Below are 19,897 nucleotides of genomic sequence, written 5' to 3'. Positions count from 1 at the left end.
CTGGCACGCTATCCAGAGACACGGCTGTTGCTTTTTCTGTCTCTCATTCCAAAGCTGCCCGTCCACTCACGGCCCCGCTCAAGGCGCTGACGTGGAGGATTGGAGGGAAGGGCGCTTTGATGACGCGACGGGCAGATGCGCGACCCATTCCTGCCACTCAGGCTACCGAAGGGCCGGCCCAAAAAAACTGCTGGTTGAAATTTCTAATTTTTGCAATTGCGTTGCGCCCTTCTGGATATTCTCCCGGGTCCTTTTCACGTCCCCGCGGAGCCACAATGCGCAAGGGGCGATACCAATTCCCTGGCCAGCTTCCCTGCGTTGTCAGAGAATCCTCGCGAGGGTTAGTCCGAGATGGCATTTAGCTTTGACAGAGCAAGCTGCGCTCTGCTCTCAACCGCTTGCCGATCGTACGCTTCCGGAAGGTTTCTGGCAGCCGCCGCGCACACCATGCCCAATTGGTGACGCAGTGCCTCCCGCTGCGCCTCGAGCGTCGAGAACTCCGCGATGCGGTGCAGAGCTTCAACCAGGTGAATATAGACCAAAGCTGCGCCACCGGCATTCTGCCTAAGCTGGTTGTATGCAGCACTGACAAGGGTGCCGTAGGTTGGTCTTTGGCAGATCACGCGCAGATGCCCTCGCTGGTCGTGAAGCTGCCCAGAAGGCAAGGCCCGTGCCATCAACCGGCAGAGCGAAGCGGAGAGCTGGTTGATAACAGCGACGGCTGTGTAGGGATCGCTTACCCCTGGTGAAAGTGCACGGACGCCAATCTCCACCAAGTGCCGAATCGAATATTCCGGATCCTGAGCGGGGGTGCGCTGCGACGCGACGGTGATGGCTTTTTGAACTTGCTCACGCGTTCGGTCAGTACATCGGGAAGCTGGATAGACGCCCAGGCCGACGCCGCCCTCAACCACATATTCGCCAGGTCCGAAGCCGATGCTGATGAGCACATCATGCCGCTCCGCAAGGTCCACAAGGTGGGAAAAATCTATGGTGGCGACATAGCCGTCACGTGAGGGGCCAAATAAGGCTGCTCCCGTTCGGTAGTCGTCAGGTACCGGTGCCTCCCAATTCTGCCCCTGCTCGTGGGGAACGGGATCCAGTTCGTCCCATAGCGAGCCGATCTCCTTTCCTACTCTTTCGATTACGCTTTCCGACACAATGGAACGGGCCAGAAAATGAAGGAAGAAGACCAGGAGGCCAACGCTAAGCAGCACGAGTCCTATTGAAAGGCTCACGCTCAGATAGGCTTGCTGCTGATTGGCGGCGCGTGAACCAATAGTGCCCAGAGTGAGCAGACAGTAGATCGTGGTCATCACGAAGGTGCCAAGAACCACCTGCGTGTGCGGGCTAGCCATGAAATTGCGGATCAGACGTGGACCGAACTGGCTGGCAGCAAGTGTCAGAACAACCATGGTTATCGAGAACACCAGGCTCGTCATCGTCATCATCGAACCCAGAAGGGTCGAGGCCACGTCACGGGCGTTGGCGCCGTCGCTGACGTAAATCACCGGCGGGAGCTCATCCCGTTCCAGCAGCGCAATCCAGAGGTCGCCCTTGTGGGCAACCCACGCCAGGGCCATGGCCAGCAAGGCCATGGCTCCGGGCACGAACCAGAAGCTAGTGCGAATGCGATCCCACGTGACCGCCAATCGGCCGGAACGTAGAGGCGAAGACAGGTTGGTTTGCGGTGGCAGTTGCTGCTCCTTACCTCGTGGTGGGCGCGGCCAACGACAATCGGCGGCTAATAAGCACAACGCGGCAGGCTAGCCACGGTTCGGTCATCACACATCGCGCAAAAGAGGGCCGCCTTCGCCGGAGCAGGGCGGTTCTGAGATGGTGGAGGCCACTGAAGGCGACCTGGCAACCGACACGGACGAAGTGGGTGGCCAGGCGATGGGCACTGTGCCGGAGGCGGCGGACAACCTCCTCGAGCGGCGAAATACCAAAAAGTGGGTTACCCGATGGGGTTCGGCGACTCCCGGTCTGTAATCCCCGATCAATGAAATTCAATACTGTTCATTGGACTGGTTTCTCCCGGATAGTTCGCCCCAGCCAAGTTATTGGGTTAAGACTGTTCAAGAGAGCAGCGCAGCACAACTGTCAGAGAGGGCGGTGGCATTTGTTGTTTCCTAACCATGAGCCGGGACGTGATGCCAGGCATACAGAATGCCTGCGATGATTAAGCTCTCGACAATCACTGGTGTGGAAATTCTATGGCTATCAGGAGGTAAGCCGTGGCGTGCTGGAAGAACAACCAACCAGGTGATGGGCTGGGAGAGCCTCAGAATGTACGCCTCCGGCGGCTGAGGTTGGAGCCAGTAGTATGGAAGGCCGGGCGCTAATGATGCAGGTCACCGCATCACAAAACCTCGGTCAAGAATTGGACGATGACTTCGGCATTCTTTCCAGGCTACTCGACCAGGCTCCCTTGCCCAGCTACATCCTGGATCTGCGGGGCGTTGTGCTTTATGCCAACGGACCGGGAGACGAGTTGTTGGGCCGGGGCCGGACAGGGTGTTTGGGCCTAAACCTGGTGCAGGCAGTCTACCCTGCCGATCGTGACGAGGCTCAATGGCTGACTGAGGCATTGCTTGAAGGACGCAGGCCCTCATATCGGGCCGAGCATCGCTTCGTTGATGCGAACAATCGCCGCCTTTGGGTCAGCATATCGGTATCGCTCCTCAATGATAGCTCGGGGCAGCCAAAGTATCTCTGGCTTCAAGCCGCCGATATCGAGGAGCAGAAGAATGCCGCGCTGGGGCTGGCTGCAGCGGAGAGGCGCTGGAGCTTTGCGCTCGAAAGCGCCGGCCAAGGCGTATGGGAGTCTGATCTTGAGCGTGGCACCGTTTTTTACTCTCCGAGCTGGACTTGCCGTCTGGTGTCTCGGTGCAATTCGACTTCCCGCCCGAAGACCGGGGAGAGTGACGCCATGACCGAGAACCAGATGCGCGACCATCCGATCGACGCCGAAATTGCCGCCGTCCGCACAGAGATTCCTCGCTGGATTGACGAGACCATCGAGCTTGTTGAACTCGCCGTGAACCGGGAAAGGGTGGGCAATCGACTCAACCCCGATACGGCCGAGCGTTCGCGGAAGCTCATCGTCGAAGTCGCCCAGTGGCAACAAAAGCTCACCGATTGGCAAAGCCTCGATATCGGTCCGCGTCTCCATGCCGAACTCCGCATCCTCAAGGCGACGCTGGACGCCGCCATGGACGAAGCGAACGCGGCTGCGCGCCAACTGCTGCTGCAATAACGACAGCGCTATACCCGCCACTGCCAATCGCGCGAGGTCGCGCTGGAGACACAGAAATGCAACTGAGTACTGAAAGCCTCCTGATCATCCTCATCGTCGGCCTCGTCGCCGGCTGGCTGGCCGGGGTCATCGTCCGAGGTGCCGGCTTTGGGCTTGTCGGCAATCTCGCGGTTGGCGTGGTCGGCGCCTTCACTGGCAGTTGGCTGCTGCCCCAATTGGGCATAAGGTTGGGCGATGGGATCGTCTCGGCGATCGTCAATGCCACCGCGGGCGCTGTGCTCCTCCTCGTCCTCATCGGACTGGTGCGAGGCAGCGGAACGAGGGGCTTCTTGCGAAGCTGACGGGCGCCGCTGCCAAACCAGGAATCGAGGGTGGATGACGGCGTCGCTGAAAGTCACGGACCACCCCCTGTGGGAACCTGACAATCTGAGGCGCGCGCTGCAGGCGGCGGGCGTCTCGCTGTGGTCCTGGATGTCGACACCGACAGTTCACGATGGACGAACAGGGCTTTGTCCACTGGGGACTGCCCCAGAGCGATACCGTCGCTTTGGAAGACCTTTCCGCTCACATCCACCCAGCCGACCGCGATCGCGTACGGGCAGCGTTCACGGCGACTTCCGCGTCATGCTGGGCGAAGTCATCCACTGGATTTCGGCACGCGGTCTGGGCAATGATTCCGAGCCTCCTCGCCATCGCTGCTGGACTGACCCGCATCTCGGCGCGCTCCACAACCACAGCCAAGGAAATGGCCAACGTCCTCACCGACAGGTTGACTGCCCTGGGGCTGGCCCACGATCTGGTCCGGCCGCTGCCGGGCAAAAGGGCGGTACTGCCCTGCTGGGCGATTTGCTGACCATCCTTCTCGTCCCCTATGAGAACACCGGCGCATTCACCGGCCGCATCCGCGTCGCCGTGCCAGCATGGGCATCGGCGAGAGCACTGCGACCGCGCTGGCTTTGACCGCGCATGAACTGGCCACCAAATTCCTGATAATACGGCGCCCTCTCGATGGAAACCGGAACACTCGATATATCGGGGACCTGCGACGGTGAGGTCGTCACGATCGTCTGGACTGAACGCGGCGGCCCTGATGTGCAGCCATCCAACGGCGCCGATGGCTACGGCAGTCAGCTGGTGATCCGCAGCGTCACGGGTCAACTCGGCGGCTCCATCGCTTACGACTGGTCTGCCGAAGGCGTCATCGTCACTCTCACCATAGCGGGGCGTTGAACCGCCCGATCACTTAGCTGGGACTTTGTCGCATTATCGTTCCATGGTTCCTACATTAGACAAGACAATCACATTACCGGCCGAGGCTTCATGGCGGCGCTCCCCCACTATCCGAGCGACCAGGCGCGTAACGCCGACCTGGTCGTGCATTTGCTTGGCCTCTGCCTTGCCATCCTGGGCGGCGGCATCCTGCTTTGGATGGGCGTTCAGGATCCAGCCCCTGGCAAGCTTGCCGTCATCGCAATCTACTCCCTTGGCGCGGTGTGCATGTTCGGGTTCTCCACCGCCTACAACTTCGCGCCAGCTGAATGGAAGCCCATCCTGCGCCGGCTCGACCACGTCGGCATCTTCCTGATGATCGCGGCCACGTATACGCCGTTCACGGCGTATTTGCTCTCGGGCGCCTGGGCATGGTCGCTGACGACAAGCCTATGGCTGCTGGCCGGCCTGGGAATTGTTGGCAAGATCTTCCTGCCTCCGATAAGCCAGAAGATATGGGTGCCCATCTATCTGGGCCTGGCGTGGATCGGCGCCATCGCGGCAATTCCCCTTGCGAACATGACGTCTGGGGTGGTGCTGGGGCTCCTCGCCCTAGGCGGCCTGTTGTACTCAGCTGGTGTTCTCTTCTACACCAACAAGCGACTGCAGTTCGCCAAAGCCATTTGGCACGGCCACGTGGTCGCTGCGGCTGCGACGCACTGGGTAGCCGTACTGGCGGGACTGTTTGTGGTCCGCTCCTGATCGCCGGGACCAACCGAGCGACACAACATTGAAGGCTGTGGTGCCGCATTCTGGTGCTTTGCTCGGAGCTGCATGTCCGCTTCAATTTGACGGTCTTACGCCCGGCCCTTCAGCCAACCATCAATCTCCCGCTGCACTTCTTCCTTTAGGCGCTCTTCCAGACTTTGATCTTCTTCACTTTCGTCCCTAGTGCCTTCTGCATGCTCAAAGTCATAGGGGGACATCGTGCCCGGTGGGCATTAGTTTGCCCATCCGTCAGGCAGGTACGCGCCCCATTTCTGCCGCTCGACAAACCTTAGCCGGTTCCCGACAGCTGACATCGGCGGACTGCTGGGGTTGGCAGCTCCTGGTAGCTAGAGCTACCGAAAGTGACTTCTGGTCTGCCACCACATGGCAGGTAAACAAATGACGGCACAGGCGCTCAATACTTCGGAGGCGTGGCCGAGCCGCGACGTTACCTCAGGCGGCAGAAATCGGGATCGGCAACGTGCCGCCTTTGCCCGTGATGCAAGGTAGGCGGCCAGTGCTTACGGCGTCGCCGCTCTTGAAGTCCTGGCCAGCAATATTACAGGGAGGATGCCTATGGCGACGATGATGAGGGCCGCCAGCGCCGCGTCCTCATAGGTCCCACGCGCCGCCTCGCCGTAAAGCAAGGTCGCGAGGCTCTCGAAATTGAGCGGGCGCAGCAAGAGCGTTGCCGGCAGTTCCTTCATGCAATCGACAAAGACAAGGAGCCCCGCCGCCGTCAGTGCTGACCGCGACAGCGGCAAATGAACCTTAGTCAAGGTCCCGCCGGCCGACTGCCCGAGCGTGCGCGATGCATGATCGTAGGAAGGCGGAATGCGGCTCAGCCCCGCATCGATGCCGCCGACGGAAATGGCGAGGAACCGCGCTGCATAGGCATAGATGAGCGCCGCACCCGAGCCGAGCAACAGCAACCCGCCAGACAGACCGGTCCAGGCATGCCAGAGATTGCCCAGCGTTCGGTCGAAGGCGGCGACCGGCACGAGGATGCCGATTGCCAGCACAGTCCCGGGCACGGCATAGCCTAAGGCGGCCACGCGCATGGCGCCGGACGTCCAGCGGGATGTCGAAAGCCGCGCCGCATAGGCGACGGCAAAGCCGATGGAGAGAATGGCCAGCGTCGCCATGGCGGAGACGCTGACAGTATTGATGGTCGCCCGCAGCAGCGACGCGGAGAGGCCGGCAAACTCCACGCGCCGGATGGCGGCGACAATCAGGTACAGCGCCGGCCCGGCAAAGCCGATGACGATGGGCGCCACACCGAGCAGGAACGCAATGAGCGCCGCCGGACCGCGCAAGACCTGGCGCTGCATCTGCCGCGCATTCTGGGCTGTGGAGGCAAAGCGCTGGTTGCGTCGGGCCCAGCGCTCCAGCATCAGCACGGCGAGGACAATCGCCAGCATGCTGATGGCAATCTGGGCGGCGCCTGCGAGGTCTGTGCGCACGATCCAGGTCGTATAGACCGTAGCCGTCAGCGTTCGCACGCCGAGAAATTGCGAGGCGCCGACATCGTTGAGCACTTCCATCAGCGCCAGCGACACGCCGACCACGATGGCCGGCCGCGCCAGAGGCAGGGCCACGCGCCAGAAAATGCCCGAGCGCGGCACGCCCAGCGTGCGGGCGACCTCGGTGACATTGGCGGCCTGGGTGAGGAACATGGCCCGGGCGGTGAGGTAGACATAGGGGTAGAGGACGAACCCGAAGACGAGTATGGCGCCCCACATGGCGCGGATATCGGGCAGGCGGAATTCGCGCGGACTCGAATAGCCCAGGACCCAGCGCAGCACCCCCTGCACGGGGCCTAGCGGGTTCAGAATGTCGAGATAGGCATAAGCCATGATGTAGGTGGGCACAGCCAGGGGCAGCAGCAGGCCCCATTCGAGGAACCAGCGGCCGCGGAAATCATAGGCGCTGACGATCCAGGCGGCGCCGGTGCCCACCATGGTGGCGATCAAACCCGAGCCCGCGAGAAGCACCAGAGTGTTCCAGGTCGCCTGTGGCAGCACGAACTGGACGATGTGGCCCCAGAGACCACCGGTGTCGGCCATGGCGGTTGCGGCGATGGCGATGATGGGCACAAGCGCGAGAGTCGCCGCGGCAAATGCCACGGCGGCCCAAGGGGTGATGGCGATGTGGGTGCGCCTCTGTCGGCGTCCCGCTCTCAAGTCGGCCACGCGAAAACGCGGCGGCCCAAAGACCGCCGACCTTGGACCTAATTGCCGAAGGTGTCGAAGTTGACTTCGTCCACCAGCTCGCTGGCGCGGGCGCGGAACGGCAGCACGTCGGTCAGCGGCTGGCTGTCGGGGTTCAGCGCGCCGAAGGCAGCGATGATCGGGTGAACTTCGGCAGTGGTCGATACCGGGTATTCGAAATTGGCTTCGGCATAGAGCTTCTGAGCCGCATCCGACACCAGGTATTCCAGAAGCTGCACCGCCTCGTCGCGGTTCGGGGCATGGGCTGCAACGGCAGCGCCGCTGACATTGACCAGGGTGCCGCCGCCCTCAAAGGTCGGCAGGATCACCTTGACCGTATCCGACCAGGCCTTCTGCTCGTCGCCACCGGCGCCGCTGGCCATCAGGCCGAAATAGTAGGAATTGCCAACGGCTATGTCGCAGATGCCGGCGGCGATGTCACGGGCACCATCACGGTCGCCGCCGGCGGCGGCGCGGGCCTGGTTCGCCTTGATGCCTTCGAGCCAGGTCTTGGTTGCTTCTTCGCCATGCTTGGCCATGTAGGCAGCGAACAGCGCCGTATTGTAGGGGTGCTGGCCGGAGCGGATGCACAGCTTGCCGCGGAATTCTTCGTCGTCGAGCTGCTCATAGGTGATGCTGTCGAATTCGAGTTCCTTGGCGGCATAGACGACGCGGGCACGACCCGAAAGGGCAAACCAGTTGCCATCGGCATCGCGCAGCGATTCCGGAATTGCCGCTTCAAGAACCTCAGAATCGACCGGCTGGGTGACGCCGGCATTGACGAGATCGATCAGCGCGCCGAAGTCGACAGCCATCAAGAGGTCAGCCGGGGAGCTTTCGCCCTCGGCCTGCACGCGCTCGATCAAGCCGCTTTCGAGGAACACAGTGTTTACCGTGATGCCAGTCTCGGCGGTGAAGGCGTCGAGGATCGGTTGGATCAGGCCCGGTTCACGCGTGGTGTAGATGTTGACCTCCTGGGCCACCGCCGAGACGGCTGGTCCCATAGCCAGCATGCCGACAACGCTGACGGTCTTGAAAAGATGGCGCATAGTCGATCTCCCTGGGTGCCATTCCGGGCCTGCTGACAGACCTGCAGCGCCCTTGTTGGCGCCGCTAAAGCCATAGCGGACTAAGAAAGTCAAGTTATTCCGGCAACGCTTAGAATGACTCTAATGTGCTGATCGTCTTCAATAATCAGTTCGGATCGGCTTCCTGCGGAAAAATCATGACTTCATGGGCGTTTACCGAGATGAAGACGTCGTCGCCGGGCCTGACGTCATGTCGGTCAGTCCCTCGTACCACAAGAGGCCTATCAATGCCCGAGACCGCTACGAGCAGTTCTTCGATCTCGCCAAGAACCGACCGGTCGACGATGGTTGCGGCTATCCCAGCCTCGCGGAGGATGATCGATTGTGGGCGCAAAAGAACAGTGGGCACGCCTTCAAGGGCCGGCGCCGGGAAACGCCCCAGCGGCGTCTCCAGCACACCAGCCGATAGGCGAGCAGGAATGACATTCATGCGCGAAAAGAAACGCGCGGCATAGGTTGTCCAGGGCGCGTCATAAATGCGCTCTCCCGTCCCGGCCTCCACCAGCTTTCCCTTTTGCATCAGCGCCACCATGTCCCCGATGGCCAGTGCTTCTTCGGGGTCGTGCGTGACCACTACGGCAGTGGTTCCCAGATCGCGCACGATGGAGAGGGTCTCTTGCCGCACCCGGTCGCGCAGGCCGCGGTCGAGATTGGAGAAGGGTTCATCCATCAGCAACAGGCGCGGCTGCGGCGCCAGGGCTCGGGCGAGGGCCACACGTTGTTGTTCGCCACCCGAGAGCATATGCGGATAGCGATCAGCCAGGCTCTCGATGCCAATGCGGCCCAAAACATTGCTGATCCGGGACTCGCGCTCGCCACGCGTCAGCTGGCTGAGGCCGAAGCCGATATTGTCCCACACACTCAAATGTGGAAAAAGCGCGTAATCCTGAAACATGAACCCGATGCGGCGGTGCTCGGGCTCGACAAAGACACCCTCTCCCGAGACAGGCGCGCCATCGATCGCGATGCTGCCCGCATCCAGCGTCTCGATCCCGGCAATAGCTCGGAGCAGCGTAGACTTGCCGCATCCCGAATGCCCGACAAGGCACAGAACTTGTCCGGCTCCTAGCTCAAGTGAAACATCCTGCAACGCTGCCACATTGCCAAAGTAGCGGGTAACACCCGAGAGAACGAGCATGGACTGGGGCGATGTCATGAGCGGTAAAAAGGGGACTCGCCAGGGTTTGAGTCAAGTAGTGATATGTCTGCCTCGAACTGGGTTTCGCCAATGCGCCCCTTTTCATGCAAGTGCCATTGGCCGTCGCCCTTACGGAGCTGGTACGTCGGACGCTGAGATGCGCCCCAAATCCGTCGTTCAGACCGCCTCCCCGAGTTCCCAGAAGCAGTCGGTCCGCTCAGTCGCTAATGTCAGCGCTCGGGAGAGCCGACGGTGCTTGCCGGCGTATAGTTGCGACTGGATTGTCGGGACAGAGACACGGTAAGGAATCTGTGATGTGGCCGTGTTGCCTTTTTAGGCCGCCTGGAGCCGAAGCCGTGCGACATCCTTGAGCGGCGGCAAACCGAACTGGCGGGCATATTCGCGGCTGAATTGGTTTGGGCTTTCATAACCGACACCAAAGGCAATCGCCGTGGCGGACCCCTCTCCGGACAGGAGCAGCGATCGCGCATGCAGCAGCCTGACGTGCTTCTGATACTGGATTGGACTGAGTGCGGTGACCGCCTTGAAGTAGCGATGGAAGGCTGAAACGCTGAGCGCAGTCATTCTGGCCAGATCATCAACCCGCAGCGGCGCCGAGAAGTTCTCGCGAATCCAGCGGATTGCCACGCCGACGCGCGAAATCGGCGTTTCCGGCATGGCGATATCGCGCAGCATCCAGCCCAGCGGACCCTGGAGCACGCGGAACAGGATTTCGCGCTCATAGGGGGGTGCGAGCGCCGCGATTTCATCTGGCCGATCCATCAGTCGCAGCATACGGATCCAGGCGTCGAGCAGTTCCGGCGGGGTCGGGGCAACGGCAAAGCCGGTCTCGCAAAGGGCGCCACCCGAGGGTTTGGCCATGTCGGCCAGAAGATTGGCGACCACAGCCGGGTCGAGCGTGAGGCTGAGGGCAAGATAGTGCTCGCCGCCGGGCGCGGAATGCACCGAGCCGGCCGCCGGAAGGTCGACCGACATGACGAAATAGGTCGCCGGATCATAGTGCAGGGTGCGGGTGCCCACCGTCATGGTCTTCGAGCCGGTGAGGATCAGGTTGACCATCGGCTGATAGACGGCGGCGAGCTGATGCTCGGGGATTTCACCCTGCACCATGGCCACACGGGGTATGCCGGTTTCGGTGCGCCGGTTCTTGGCCCGCGTGGCCAGTTGGCGCAGTACTTGTAGCAGCTCTTGCATGACCCGATCCCTCGCACGCAGGGCGGTTCACGACAAGTCAAAAGCAGAACTAGGCAATGATCGAGGAGGATCCGGTGAGCGCTGGATCGCGGCAGGGCCCATCCCTTGGCGAGCCCGACGAGGTTGGCGGCCGTCATTGCGAGAGCCTCTTGTCGGCCGACAACCGCTGGACAATGCGCAGGATATCGAAGTCGCCGGCGGCTATATCATCTGAGCGGGAGACAAAAATGCTCGACCATATCTTTCTGACCGTTGGCGATCTCGACCGTGCCATCGGCTTTTACGAAGCGGTTCTACCGATACTCGGGATCAACCGGCGGCTCGACTACGACGGCAAGGAAGGCCCTGTCGGCCACCCCGACCTCAAGGGCTTTGGGGCCAATGGTCGGATGTTCTTCTGGCTGCGGGCAGGCCAGGCAACACCGGGCGCCGTGCATGTCGGCTTGGTCGCGGACTCCGGCGACATGGTGGATGCCGCCTATGCGGCAGCACTGAACGCCGGTGCAGGGAGCATCCATCCCCCGGGGCCGCAGCTCCATTACGACGCCCGCTACTATGCAGCGCAGGTCACCGACCTCGACGGCTACTCGCTCGAATTCGTCTACAAGAACTGGCAGCACGGGAACGGATGACATGACCGCATCTCGCGTTCCAGTCTCTCGTCGGTGCCTTTTTGGCGGCGACCAATGCATTCGACACCGACGCAGCCGTCGCGCTGTTTGCACCGAATGCCGTGATCGATGACCCATCGACCGGCGAGACCTTCGACGGCCAGCATGGCGTGCGCGAGGTGACGCCCCTGGATGACGATCGCAGCCGCGCCCGTGTCGATTTCACCGGCGACTTTGGCCATGAAATCGGCCGCCTCGATCTGGCCGTCGATGACGATGGCCGCATCGTCCGTATCGACGCCGACCTCGAGTAGTCGGCCAGCTTCCTCGCTAACAGAAGAAACGCATGAAAAAACTGATGATCTATGGTGCCGCCGGTTATACCGGTGGCATGGCGGCAGAGCATGCCGCAGAAGCAGGCCTGCCACTGGTTCTTGCCGGCTTCGAAGGCAACCGAGCCGATATGGCGGCGCTTGCCGCGCGCCTCGGGGCGGAGACACGGATCTTTTCGCTCGATGACCCAAAGGTCCTGGCACAACATCTGGCGGGCGTCGATGTGCTGCTCAATGCGGCTGGCCCCTTCGCCAATACCGCCGAACCGCTGATGGCGGCGGCGATCGCTACGGGCGTGCACTATCTCGACTTTTCGGCCGAGCTGGACACCTATCACGAAGCGCTGTCGCTGGATGCTTCGGCGCGTACCGCCGGCGTCACGCTGCTGCCTGGCAGCGGCGGCAGCGTCGCCCTGCTGGGGAGCCTTGCCGCGCATGCGGTGCGGCGCGTCAGCTAGCCGAAAAAGCTCAGCGTTGCGCTTCTGGTTGCCGGCGGCATGTCGCGCGGCTCGGTGGCCAGCGCCAGCCAGAGTGTCGTCAACGAGATCCTGCATCTGGTGAATGGCGAATTCCTGTCACGCAGGGCGCCCGACCTGCGCGACTTCGATTTCGGACAGGGACCGCTGTCGTCCCCGCAACCTTGCCCGATCTCGTCACCATCCAGCATGCGACCGGCGTGCAGGATATCGAGACTTACGTGCATGTGACGGCCGGCGCCTTTCCGGATGCAGGCAAAGCCGCGCCGACGGCCGGGCCCAGTGCCGCCGAGTGTAGCGCCAACCGCTATCGCGCCGTGGTCGAGGTGACCGGAGCAGATGGCAGCATTTTGCTCGCTGCTCGAGACGGTGAACGGCTATTCCTTTACGGCGTAGGCGGCAGCAGAGGCAGCACAACGGGTGCTTCACGGTGAAGTTCAGCCGGGCTTTCAGACGCCCGCCACACTGTTCGGTTCCGGCTTCGCTCAAACGATCGCCGATACCAGCATTATCGACCTCCAACATCCACCGCTTGGCTTAGTTGACGGGCACAGCTTATATGCCTACCAGGATCCAACTAGATTTTGGCAGGCATGGGCTTGGCTGCCCAGGTAATCGCGGAGCATGGCTCCATCTGCGAGACCGAGCGGCTGCTCTTGGTTCAGCCGAATTCTTCCCATCGGGGGAAATGGGGTCGGTAACCGCCGGACGGCAACGCGCCCCATTCCGGCCATTCGGGCGACAATTGCGGATTCCCGAGAGTTGCCGGTCCGCATGCCCAATCCAGGCGACGACAACGGCGCAAGTTGCGGAATGGCGGCCTGCGATGCAGCGGGGGTGAACCTACATCACTACCGCTTTTTCTCCTTCTGAGCGACGCCGGATTCCAAGCTTTCCCAGACGGTAGTCAAGACTCGCCCTTGAAAGCTTGAGGTCACGAGCGGCACCCGAAACGTTTCCACCATTTCGCTCTAGAGCGTCAAGATAGATGGCGCGTTCCATGTCCTCAAACGAGCCGCTGCTGGGATCCGGAATAGTCGGCTCTGCAAAGGGCCGCTGATCCAATCGCCCGTCCTGAGACAGCCGGACCGAAAAGGGCGGCAGCAGTTCTGAGCCGCTGAACAGGTGCACCACGTCGATATGCCCGTCATTGTCCGCATAGACGGTGCCGCGCTCGATGAGGTTCTGCAGCTCGCGGATATTGCCCGGATAGTCGTACTTCAGCAGCGCCTCGGTGGCCCTCCGCGTGAAGCCGAGGATCTTGCGCCCATGCCGCGCCGAGTAAAGGCGCAGGAAATGCGCCATGAGAAGGGGTATGTCGTCGCGCCGCTCCCGCAGCGGCGGGATCAGGATAGGAAAGACGCAGAGGCGGAAGTAGAGATCCTGCCGGAAGCGGCCGGCTGCCACCTCCTGGGCGAGATCGACATTGGAGGCGGCGACCACGCGGACATTGACCGAAATGGTGCGGCTGCCGCCCACCCGCTCGATCTCGCGCTCCTGCAGGGCGCGCAGCAGCTTGCCCTGTGCCGAATAGGCGAGCGAGGCTATCTCGTCGAGAAACAGCGTGCCGCCCGAGGCGCGCTCGAAATAGCCGGCGCGTGAACTGGTGGCTCCCGTATAGGCGCCCTTGTCGACGCCGAACAGCTCCGATTCCACCAGGTTGTCTGGAATGGCGGCGCAATTGATGGCGATGAAGGGACCATCGGCCCGAGCGCTCATTTCGTGCAACTGGCGGGAAAACAGCTCCTTACCAACGCCGGACTCACCCACGAACAGTACAGTCGCGTCGGTGGCGGCAACTTTCTGCAACAAGTGCCGTGTCCGGACGAACGTGGCTGAAACACCCACCGCCACTTCGTCGTCATTCGGGGTCGCGGGCGTTGCCTCGGAGGTCTCTGGTGCCTGCCCGGACCAGCCATAGCTCTTGCGGTTCTTCCAGTTGAGACCAAAGTACTCCCGTTCCGGGGCGTCCTCCTCCCAGGCCTCGGCATTTTGCCCGATGACGGTGCAGTGCTTGGCTCCCATGCCGACGCATTCCACCTCCCGGAAGATCACCGGCTTGCCAAAGAGCTTGCTCGTATAGCCAGAGGGATACCCAGTCTGCAGCCAGCAGACGGGTTGGGTGGATACCCCATAGCTCGCCAGATGCTCGGCGGCTTCGGAAGAGTCGTCCCACAGGAATTCGCCGAAATAGGTGCCCTTGTGCCCATCGAACTCGAAGTGCTTGGTCGTCACCTTCACGAAACCTTCGAGCGTGTGGACGCGCGGCCCGGCGGCGAGCGCATGGGTCAGATCTTCGTTCGGCCAGCGCTTCTGGATCAATTCGGCATCGCGCACGCCCTGCATATAGCCGATGCGCATGAACATGGCGCGCGCCGTGTCGGTGCCGAAGGCATCGATGATCTCCTCGCGGATGCGACCCAGCACCGAGGACTGCATCAGCACCACACGCTGGTCATTGAGCCAGATGCGTCCGTCCCCCAGGGCGAAGTGCAGGACCTCGGTCAGGTCCTCGAAGGTGGGGGGCGCGCCGGTTTCTAGCTCGCTGCTCGCCCCGCGCGTCAGAATGCCTTTGGCCTGGCGCGACGCCTCGGCGAGCGAAATCAGCCGGTCTGCTTTCCTCATCCAAGTCTCCTCTCTGAAGGTAGTATTCATCATTTCATGAACGCGTCCTGCAGGAAATCATGAAATCCTGAACCTGTGCCAAGGATCTGCTGTTCGTTCCGGTTTGCGGTGCAGATTCAGGGCGCGGCAAAATTCTCGCATCCGCCGACGTTTGGCCCCATCGCCTCACGGTCCACTCGGTTCTGGCACGGCCCTTGCAAAGTCGTCGGCAAGCCCGTTTGAGGAAGCGGGCGTGGGAGGATATCGACCGATCCGGTCTTCGTGACGGCCACTGCGACAGGCGGAAAACGCCGTGTTCGCCAGCGCTACCGGCTTGCCCGGCGGTCGGCTCGTCACCCCCACGCTCGCTCTCCCAAGCGGCACGCCGGCCAAGACCGGTGCAAGGACCAATGGAGGAGAGCGACATGAATATGCAGAGCCCGAATTTCATCGCCGTCGAGAAGTGGACCGGCAAAGCCCTGTTCAGCGATTGGCAGACGACCGGCGCCGGTGCCATTGAGGTGCGGGATCCGGCCACCGATGCGCTGCTGGCCAGCGTCGGCCTGGGTGGCCCGGCCGACATTGCCCGCGCCGCGGCAGAAGCCAAGCAGGCCCAGCGCGCCTGGGCGAAAACCCTGCCCACCGAGCGTGCCGCCATTCTCAACAAGGCCGCCGACCTCCTGGTCGCCAATGGCGAAGAACTGATCGGCTGGATCATGCGCGAAAGTGGCTCCATCCAGCCCAAGGCCGGCATCGAGATCGAGCATGGCGCGCTGTTCATCCGCCATGCCGCCAACCTCGCCACCCAGCCGACCGGGCTGGTCCTCTCCGGCTTCGACAATCGCACCAACTATGCCAAGCGCGTACCCCATGGCGTGGTCGGCGTGATCTCGCCGTTCAATTTCCCGCTGGTGCTGTCGGTTCGCGCCATCGCCGCCGCGCTGGCGCTCGGCAATGCCGTCGTCCACAAGCCCGACCCGCGTACGGCGATCAGCGGCGGCATCATCATTGCCCGCATCTTCGAGGAAGCGGGTCTTCCCAAGGGCGTCTTGCAGATCGTGCCGGGCGGTGCCGATGCCGGCGAAGCCATCTGTACCGATCCCAATATCGCCATGGTGTCCTTCACCGGCTCGGCCCGCGGCGGCTCAAAGGTTGGTGAGCTCTGCGGCAAGCATCTGAAGAAAGTGCAGCTCGAACTGGGTGGCAAGAATGCGCTGATCGTGCTCGATGACGCCGATCTGGACATCGCGGCCTCAAATGCCGCCTGGGGCGCTTTCCTGCATCAGGGCCAGATCTGCATGGCCACCGGCCTGATCCTCGCCCACAATTCCATTGCCGAGGCGCTGACCGAAAAGCTGGTTGCCAAGGCCAGCCACCTGCCGGCCGGCGATCCGTCCTCGGGTCGTGTCGCCCTCGGGCCGATCATTTCGGACGGACAGGTCGCCACCATCCAGGCCATCGTCGACGACGCTGTTGCCAAGGGCGCAAAACTCCTGGCCGGCGGCACGCATGACGGGCGCTTTTATGCCGCCACCGTGCTCGATGGGGTCAAGCCCGGCATGCGCGCCTTCGAAGAGGAAATCTTCGGGCCGGTGGCCTGCATCGTGCGCTTCGCTTCGGACGAAGAGGCTGTCGAGATCGCCAACATGTCCGACTACGGCCTGGCCGCCGGCGTGATCTCGGCCGCCTCCGGCCGCGCCCTGGCCCTGGGCGAACAACTCAATGTCGGCCAGCTCCACATCAACGACCAGACGGTCAATGGCGGCCCCTTCGCTCCCTTTGGCGGGCGGGGCAAGTCCGGCAATGGCAGCCGCATCGGCGGTCCGGCCGATATCGAGGAATTCACCCAATGGATGTGGATCTCGGTCAAGGACCAGGCCACGGCCTACCCGTTCTGACCCCGCAGGAAGAGGAAAGCTGCCATGAATCTTTCAGGCAAGACCATTGTCGTTACCGGCGCCTCCTCGGGCATTGGCGGGGAAGTCGCCCGCCTTGCCCGGTTCTCGGGCGCCCGCGTCATCGGCGTGGACCGCAATGACCCGCTCATTACCCTGGACGGCTTCGCCAAGGCCGATCTCGGCGATCCCGCCAGCATCGACGCGGCAATTGCGGCCCTGCCGGATCGCTTGGATGGGCTGGTGAACGCTGCGGGTGTGCCCGGCACCGCCGACAAGGAGCTGGTGGCTCGTGTCAACTATCTCGGGCTGCGCCACCTGACCGAAGGCGTAGTGGGTCGCCTGACCCCTGGCGCTTCAATCGTCAACTTCGCCTCCGTTCTTGGCGGCGAATGGCAGCAGCGGCTGGCCTTGCACAAGGCGCTGGCAACGACCACCAGCTTTGCCGATGGCGCAGCCTGGCTGGCTGCAAATCCTGTGCCGCAGGAGACCTGCTACCAGTATTTCAAGGAGGCCCTGATCGTCTGGACCTATGCAAGGGCGCAGGAGCTCTTCCTCAAGTCCGACATTCGCATGAACTGCGTCGCGCCCGGCCCGGTCTTTACCCCCATCCTGGGCGACTTCGTCACCATGCTGGGCGAGGAACGCGTCGCCAATGACGCCCCGCGCATGAAGCGCCCCGGCTTCGGCGACGAGATCGCGCCGCCCGTCACCTTCCTGCTCTCGGACGCCGCGCGCTGGATCAACGGCATCAACCTGCCGATCGATGGCGGGTTGGCATCCACCTACGTTTGAGGGGCCAATAGATGTCCAAGCAACAGCTCGACTTCATCCTCAGGCTCAGCGCTGAGAATCCGCCGCCTGCCAATGCCACCCCACCGCAGATGCGGGAATGGTTCGAGGCCATCAACGCCCAGACGCCCATCGCCGAAGGCGCCACGATCGAGACGATCTCGGTGGGCCCGTGCCCGGCCGAGCTCATTCGCCTGCCGGGCAGCGACGAAGGCAAGCTGATGATCTACTATCACGGTGGCGGCTTCCTGTTCGGCTCTCCGCGCTCGCACCGGACCATCGCCACGCATCTGGCCAAGGCAAGCGGCGCAACGGTGCTCAGCGTCGACTACCGGCTCGCGCCCGAACATCCGGCTCCAACCGCTCACGACGATGCCTACGCAGCCTATCTGTGGGCCCTCGACCATGGCTACCAGCCGGAATCGGTCGTCCTGAGCGGGGACTCGGCAGGGGGCAACCTGGCGCTGGCCGCCGCAGTGCGCGCACGGGACAACGGCGTTCCGCTGCCGTCCTGCCTGGTGCTGATGTCGCCGGCACTCGACCTTGCCAGCGAGGGGGAGTCACATCGCACTCTTGCCGATGCGCCGCTGGTCAACCGAGAACTCATGGGCCTGTTCAACGCAGTCTATGTTGGCGCCGGGGATTTGCGTTCGCCCAAGGTTACGCCCTTCTACGGGGACCTTTCCGGGCTTCCGCCGGTGCTGGTCCATGTCGGCTCCTGGGAGCTGCTGCGGGACGACAGCATCACTCTCGCGGACCGCATTACCGCTACCGGCGCGAGCGCCGAACTCAAGGTCTGGGAGGGCATGTGCCACTCCTGGCAGCTCTTCGCGCCCATGCTGGAGGAAGGCATGGCCTCGATTGTGGAGGCTGGCGCCTTCGTGCGGCGCCATACCGCCTGACCATACGTGACTGATATGGGCCGGTTGGGAGGCCGGTCCGCCAGACGCTCAAATCCTGGGAGGAAAATATGAGCATCTATAAGACCCTTAGCAACGGTGTGACCCGTCGCGGCTTCATCAAGGGAGCAGGGGCGATTGCCGGTGGCGCCGCAGCCGCACTCAGCGTGCCCGCCAGCGTCCGCTCTGCCTTCGCGCAGGGCGACGACGTCATCCGTGTCGGCTTCATCGGCCCGCGTTCGGGCCCGCTCGGTGTGTTCGGCGAAGGCGATGCCTTCCTCGTCGAGCAGTTCAACAGCCACATGGCCGAAGGCGTCCAGGTCGGCGACAAGCGCTATGGCATCCAGCTCGTGCTGGCCGATACCCAGTCCGATCCGGTCCGCGCCAGCCAGGTTGCCAAGGACCTGATCAATGGCGAAGCCATCGACCTCATGCTTGCCTCCTCGACGCCTGAGACGGTCAATCCCGTCGCCGACGCCTGTGAGGCTGCCGGGGTTCCTTGCCTCAGCACGACGGCGCCGTGGGAAGCCTTCTATTTCGGCCGCGGCGCCAAGCCCGGCGAGCCGTCCCCCTTCAAATGGACTTATCACTTCTGCTTCGGCGTGGGCAATTTTGCCAAGCTCTATGCCGACCAGTGGACCAAGGTGGAGACCAACAAAAAGGTCGGCGTGCTGCTGCCCAACGATGCTGACGGAAATGCCATTCGCGGGCTGCTGTTGCCCGAACTGGAAAAGGCCGGTTTCACCATTGTCGACTCGGGTCCGTACGAGAACGGCACCGCCGATTTTTCGACACAGATCAACACCTTCCGAGATGAAGGCTGCGAGATCTTCAATACCTTCCCCTTCCCGCCCGATTTCCCGGTGTTCTGGCGTCAGGCGGCGCAGAAGGGCCTCGCCCAGCAGATCAAGATCTGCCAACTCGCCAAGGCCGGCCTGTTCCCGGCGGAACTGGAAGCCATGGGCTCGCTCGGCTATGGCCTGCATGCCGGGGCCTATTGGCACAAGCTCTTCCCCTTCAGCTCCCCATCGACCGGCATGAGCAGCCGTGTCATCGCCGAGGGCTATGAGGTCAGTGTCGGCAAGCAGTGGAACCAGCAGGTGGGCGCCAATGCTTCGCTGCTCGACGCTGCCGTGGCGGCGCTGGCCGGTTCCGGCAAACCCAAGGACAAGGCGGCCCTGGCCCAGGCGCTGTCGGTGCTCAAGGCGGAAACTGCCGTCGGCCCGATCGATTTCACCGCCGGACCGGTCCCCAATTGCGCCACCACCGGCGTCGTCGGCGTCCAGTGGGTCAAGGCCAGCGAAGGGCCATGGGAGTTCGACCTGCCCATCGTCTCCAATGCCGACCACCCCTTCGTGCCGACCACTGCCAACATGACCGCCTATACGGTTCAGGGCTGAG

The 19,897-nt window shown here is 62.7% G+C and carries 19 protein-coding genes; 12 read left to right on the top strand and 7 right to left on the bottom strand.

Annotated features, from left to right (window positions below; genetic code table 11):
* Positions 1–341: 341 nt before the first annotated feature.
* On the bottom strand, positions 342–1,652 hold the full coding sequence (locus tag K1X15_RS11035; protein WP_276315254.1) for a DUF2254 domain-containing protein: 1,311 nt from the start codon (positions 1,650–1,652) through the stop codon (positions 342–344).
* 692 nt (positions 1,653–2,344) lie between these two features.
* Between K1X15_RS11035 and K1X15_RS11030 the strand changes: the two genes are divergently transcribed.
* From K1X15_RS11030 to trhA, 5 genes are all read left to right on the top strand, one after another.
* Positions 2,345–3,259, top strand: a complete 915-nt coding sequence (locus K1X15_RS11030; protein ID WP_220303655.1) for a PAS domain-containing protein — start codon at positions 2,345–2,347, stop codon at positions 3,257–3,259.
* Between the two features lie 56 nt (positions 3,260–3,315).
* The gene (locus tag K1X15_RS11025) at positions 3,316–3,600 is read left to right on the top strand and encodes a GlsB/YeaQ/YmgE family stress response membrane protein (protein ID WP_220303654.1); all 285 of its coding nucleotides are present in this window, start codon (positions 3,316–3,318) and stop codon (positions 3,598–3,600) included.
* A gap of 152 nt (positions 3,601–3,752) precedes the next feature.
* Positions 3,753–4,112 (top strand): hypothetical protein, encoded by a 360-nt coding sequence (locus tag K1X15_RS21510; protein WP_338033460.1) that lies wholly within the window; start codon positions 3,753–3,755, stop codon positions 4,110–4,112.
* A gap of 155 nt (positions 4,113–4,267) precedes the next feature.
* Positions 4,268–4,489, top strand: coding sequence for a hypothetical protein (locus K1X15_RS21505; RefSeq protein ID WP_338033459.1), 222 nt, complete (start codon positions 4,268–4,270; stop codon positions 4,487–4,489).
* A gap of 90 nt (positions 4,490–4,579) precedes the next feature.
* Positions 4,580–5,230 (top strand): PAQR family membrane homeostasis protein TrhA, encoded by a 651-nt coding sequence (trhA, locus tag K1X15_RS11015; protein ID WP_220303653.1) that lies wholly within the window; start codon positions 4,580–4,582, stop codon positions 5,228–5,230.
* A gap of 527 nt (positions 5,231–5,757) precedes the next feature.
* On the opposite strand, the gene K1X15_RS11010 is transcribed toward trhA, so the two are convergent.
* From K1X15_RS11010 to K1X15_RS10995, 4 genes are all read right to left on the bottom strand, one after another.
* Positions 5,758–7,302, bottom strand: a complete 1,545-nt coding sequence (locus K1X15_RS11010; protein WP_220307513.1) for an ABC transporter permease — start codon at positions 7,300–7,302, stop codon at positions 5,758–5,760.
* Positions 7,303–7,466: 164 nt separating this feature from the next.
* Positions 7,467–8,495, bottom strand: coding sequence for an extracellular solute-binding protein (locus K1X15_RS11005; RefSeq protein ID WP_420828338.1), 1,029 nt, complete (start codon positions 8,493–8,495; stop codon positions 7,467–7,469).
* Between the two features lie 145 nt (positions 8,496–8,640).
* Positions 8,641–9,672, bottom strand: coding sequence for an ABC transporter ATP-binding protein (locus K1X15_RS11000; RefSeq protein WP_240549467.1), 1,032 nt, complete (start codon positions 9,670–9,672; stop codon positions 8,641–8,643).
* A 333-nt stretch (positions 9,673–10,005) separates the two neighbouring features.
* The gene (locus tag K1X15_RS10995) at positions 10,006–10,887 is read right to left on the bottom strand and encodes an AraC family transcriptional regulator (RefSeq protein WP_220303651.1); all 882 of its coding nucleotides are present in this window, start codon (positions 10,885–10,887) and stop codon (positions 10,006–10,008) included.
* A gap of 227 nt (positions 10,888–11,114) precedes the next feature.
* Between K1X15_RS10995 and K1X15_RS10990 the strand changes: the two genes are divergently transcribed.
* Genes K1X15_RS10990 through K1X15_RS21280 form a run of 3 tightly spaced genes read left to right on the top strand, consistent with a single transcriptional unit; the run spans position 11,115 to position 12,288 of the window.
* A complete protein-coding gene (locus K1X15_RS10990; RefSeq protein WP_220303650.1) occupies positions 11,115–11,519 on the top strand; it encodes a VOC family protein in 405 nt (134 codons plus the stop codon).
* 41 nt (positions 11,520–11,560) lie between these two features.
* The gene (locus tag K1X15_RS10985) at positions 11,561–11,812 is read left to right on the top strand and encodes a nuclear transport factor 2 family protein (RefSeq protein WP_220303649.1); all 252 of its coding nucleotides are present in this window, start codon (positions 11,561–11,563) and stop codon (positions 11,810–11,812) included.
* A gap of 32 nt (positions 11,813–11,844) precedes the next feature.
* Positions 11,845–12,288, top strand: coding sequence for a saccharopine dehydrogenase NADP-binding domain-containing protein (locus K1X15_RS21280; RefSeq protein WP_240549466.1), 444 nt, complete (start codon positions 11,845–11,847; stop codon positions 12,286–12,288).
* Here the strand turns inward: K1X15_RS21280 and K1X15_RS21275 are convergent.
* Both K1X15_RS21275 and K1X15_RS10975 read right to left on the bottom strand, forming a co-directional pair.
* Positions 12,285–12,533 (bottom strand): hypothetical protein, encoded by a 249-nt coding sequence (locus tag K1X15_RS21275; RefSeq protein ID WP_240549465.1) that lies wholly within the window; start codon positions 12,531–12,533, stop codon positions 12,285–12,287. The genes K1X15_RS21280 and K1X15_RS21275 overlap by 4 nt on opposite strands.
* A 616-nt stretch (positions 12,534–13,149) precedes the next feature.
* A complete protein-coding gene (locus K1X15_RS10975; protein ID WP_220303648.1) occupies positions 13,150–14,931 on the bottom strand; it encodes a sigma-54-dependent Fis family transcriptional regulator in 1,782 nt (593 codons plus the stop codon).
* 404 nt (positions 14,932–15,335) lie between these two features.
* On the opposite strand from K1X15_RS10975, the gene K1X15_RS10970 reads away from it, so the two are divergent.
* The 4 genes from K1X15_RS10970 (at position 15,336) to K1X15_RS10955 (ending at position 19,896) form a co-directional block, all read left to right on the top strand.
* Positions 15,336–16,808: a benzaldehyde dehydrogenase gene (locus tag K1X15_RS10970; protein WP_220303647.1), complete on the top strand. Its 1,473-nt coding sequence runs from the start codon at positions 15,336–15,338 to the stop codon at positions 16,806–16,808.
* Positions 16,809–16,832: 24 nt separating this feature from the next.
* Positions 16,833–17,600, top strand: a complete 768-nt coding sequence (locus K1X15_RS10965) for a coniferyl-alcohol dehydrogenase (RefSeq protein ID WP_220303646.1) — start codon at positions 16,833–16,835, stop codon at positions 17,598–17,600.
* Between the two features lie 11 nt (positions 17,601–17,611).
* Positions 17,612–18,499, top strand: coding sequence for an alpha/beta hydrolase (locus K1X15_RS10960; RefSeq protein ID WP_220303645.1), 888 nt, complete (start codon positions 17,612–17,614; stop codon positions 18,497–18,499).
* Positions 18,500–18,567: 68 nt separating this feature from the next.
* Complete coding sequence (locus K1X15_RS10955) at positions 18,568–19,896, top strand: ABC transporter substrate-binding protein (protein WP_220303644.1); 1,329 nt, start codon at positions 18,568–18,570, stop codon at positions 19,894–19,896.
* Position 19,897 lies beyond the last annotated feature (1 nt).

It is taken from the genome of Devosia salina (genome assembly GCF_019504385.1).
Taxonomy (GTDB): domain Bacteria; phylum Pseudomonadota; class Alphaproteobacteria; order Rhizobiales; family Devosiaceae; genus Devosia; species Devosia salina.
The sequence above is the reverse complement of the archived record's forward strand: the minus strand, read 5'-3'. Positions and strand labels throughout refer to the sequence as shown.